Source organism: Sandarakinorhabdus sp., assembly GCF_040398645.1.
GTDB lineage: Bacteria > Pseudomonadota > Alphaproteobacteria > Sphingomonadales > Sphingomonadaceae > Sandarakinorhabdus.
On the sequence record NZ_JBBATR010000040.1, the window covers coordinates 7,407 to 10,372 of the forward strand.

At 66.0% G+C, this 2,966-nt stretch carries 3 protein-coding genes; all 3 read right to left on the minus strand.

The window, feature by feature from the left end; all coding sequences use genetic code 11:
• Nucleotides 1-1,323 (minus strand): cysteine peptidase family C39 domain-containing protein (locus tag ABWP50_RS09675; protein ID WP_353217790.1); only part of this gene is annotated, 1,323 nt, incomplete at its 3' end.
• A complete protein-coding gene (locus ABWP50_RS09680; RefSeq protein WP_353217791.1) occupies nt 1,320-2,558 on the minus strand; it encodes an NHLP bacteriocin system secretion protein in 1,239 nt (412 codons plus the stop codon). The genes ABWP50_RS09675 and ABWP50_RS09680, both read right to left, overlap by 4 nt.
• Nucleotides 2,559-2,780: 222 nt before the next feature.
• Nucleotides 2,781-2,948, minus strand: a complete 168-nt coding sequence (locus tag ABWP50_RS09685; RefSeq protein ID WP_353217792.1) for a hypothetical protein — start codon at nt 2,946-2,948, stop codon at nt 2,781-2,783.
• Nucleotides 2,949-2,966: the final 18 nt, after the last annotated feature.

The following is a 2,966-nucleotide window of genomic DNA, read 5'->3' on the forward strand; positions in this document are numbered from 1 at the left end:
CGCCGCAACCGGTGCAACAAAGCTGGCGGCAAGCGTCTGATAGCCGACAAGGCCGCCCAACGTCATCTCGCCGGCGATCACGGCAAAGCCGCCCCACACCAGGATGGTGACCGTAATCAGCGCGCCGATCAGCGTGGGCAGCGGCGCGATCCAGGCACTGACCCGGGTTGTCGCTTGCTGGCCGTTCTGCACGCGGGTCGCCAGGCCGGTCCAGCGCGCGAACAGCATGTCCTCCGCGCCCGACGCCTTGAAGGTCTCCATGTCCTTGATGCCGGCAATGCGCGCGCCTTGCAGCTTGCCCCGGTCGATGGAGATCTTGCGAAAACGTTCCGAAAGCACTGCGTTGGAGGCCACCAGCACGCCGGCATTGAGCATCGCGAGCACAGCCACCGCAATCGTGAGCGGCCAGTAATAAAACAGTAGCAACACCAGGAAAAAGCCGGCGGTGACCAGGCTGACCGCCGCCGAAGCCAGCTGCCCGGTGAGCAGATCGGCCAGCGCCTCGTTCAAGCGCACACGATCGGCAATCTCGCCCGAAAATCGTTGGTCAAAAAACGCCACCGGCAGCCGCAGCAGCTTGGCCATCAACGCGCCGCCGGTCTCCAGGCTCATCCGTTGCCGCGTCTTGAGCAGCGCTTCGTTCTGCAACTCCATCAATACGAACCGGGCCGCCGCCGTCAGCGCCATGCCGATCAGCAGCGGGGTCAGCCAATCGTCCAAATTGCGGATCAGGACATAATCGACGAACACACGCGAAAACACCGGCAACAATACCCCCGGAACCACCAGCGCCAGCGCGGTGAGGAACACAAAGACAAGCGCCGGGCGCAGACCATCGAAGCGCGCGGCAAGCGATTGCAGCAGGCTCGGCCGGCTGTCGCCGCGCACGAATGCCGGCCCCGGCTCGAACGTCAGCACGACGCCGGTGAAACCGTCGGAAAACGCCTCGCGGGTCTCGCGCCGCCGCCCCGTGGCCGGGTCGTTCAGCTGGACGTAACGATCGTTGATTGCGTCTACCACCAGGAAATGGTTGAAGTTTACAAAGGCAATCAGCGGCATTGGCATATCGGCGAGATGTTCGGGCTCGGCCTTCAGGCCCCTGGCGGTCAACCCCAGCGCGCGGCCGGCGCGCAGCACGCTCGATGCCTTGCTGCCATCGCGCGACACACCGCACAGGCCGCGCAACTCGTCCAACGGCACGTGGCGGCCATGATGGCCAAGGATCATCGCCAGCGACGCCGCACCGCATTCGGCGGCTTCCAGCTGCAGCACGGTGGGGGAGCGGGTGCGTCCCAGCTGCCAGGTCCCCAGCTGCCAACTCATTGCCCGGTTCCCGGGATCAGCCAGCGGATCATCCGGGTGCGCTCCACCACCACGCGGCCTTCGACTGGCGATCCGGCGCTCACCTGCGTCTTGGGGCCTTTCGATGCCGACCAGGCGAAGCCACTGACATTCGCGCTGTCGCGTGTCAGCGCAACCCGCACTTCGATCGGCGCGCCGCCGGCAACCAGCGCCTGCACCAGTTGATCGTTGCGCAGCACACGGCGCATCCCTTCGGCCGTGGCGGGCAGCGGCGCGACGGCGATGATCTTGCCGGGAATATGGCCATAAACCGACCGCTCGACCGTTGTCGGCGCGATCTCGGCGGCCATGCCCGGCAGCACGCGCTTGCCGTCAGCGGCGGGAATATAAAGCAAGGCAACCAGCGCGCCATCGGTTGGCGATAGCGTCGCCAGCGCGCTGCCCGCCGCGATCACGTCGCCGGCATTGACCTTGACCTCGGTGACCACTCCGGCCTGCGGCGCGCGGATGGTCTGCTGATCGGCGAGCTGGGCGGACAGCCGTGCGATCGTGCGCTGCTGCTCCTCGATCGTGCGCTGTTCATCAAGCAAGGCGAGGCCGGTTTCGCCGCTGCGCTGGTTGGCATCGATGCGCACGCGCAGGGCTGATTCACCCAGATTGGCCAGCCGTTCGCGGACATCGGCGAGCGCGATCTGGACGTTGACCAGCTCGTCGCGCTTGATGAAGCCGCGCGCAATCAGGGATTCCATCTTTGTGGCTTTGGCCCCAAGGTCACGCTCACGTTCGGTCAGCGCCTTGCGGGTTTGCGCGATGGTGGCCAGGCGCACATCATCGGCCCCGGCTTGGCGGGAGCCTTGCGCGCCATAAAAGCTGCGCAGCCGGGCATAGCGCGCCTCGGCATCGCTGAGTTTGGCACGTGCGGCGTTGATTTCGCGCACCAGGCCGGTGCGGGCCAGCGTGGCGATCTTCTGTCCGGCCGTCACCGTGTCGCCGGGCGCCACCAGAAGCCGCTCGATCCGGCCGGCATCGGCGGCAGTGATTTCCGCCAGGCCGGTGCGGTCGATGATGAGGCCGCGTGCCAAAACTTTCACGGGCGCGGTCGTCGCGATGGCCCAGATCAGGCCGGCGACAATGGCAAAGGCAAAGGCGCCGAGCAGCAGCCAGCTTGGCCGGCCGACCAATTTCAAGGGGGCATCAAGCCGTTCGGGGCTCGCCATGCGGTCGAGCGCCGATTGCCGGAAAATTGTTTCGGTCATGCCCGGATCTCCCCTTGCAGTGCAGTCTAAACGCCGTGCCCGGCATGTCCACCTTTGTCAGGTGGGCCGAACCGTGCACTTCGGCGGCTCGGCATCTTCAAAGCGGGCCGGGTTGGCGGCAGCAATGCGACCGGACGGAGCCTCCGTCATCGGGCAGGTGCCGCCAACCCCACTTGCTGGCCTCAATGGCGAGACGCTGGGGTTGCGTGATCGCCTCGGCAATCAGTCCGTCTGCGTGCCGCCGGCCTTGCGAACGCTGGTATCGTGCACGATAATCTCGCTGGCGACTGCATTGCCACGGCGCTCGATTAACAGACCGCCGGCACCGACCACCTGGTCGAGCTGGGTTTCGTTGAGTTCGGCGGCGGTGTTGTTGTTGGTCACGGTCATGGGTCTTCTCCTGGTTGG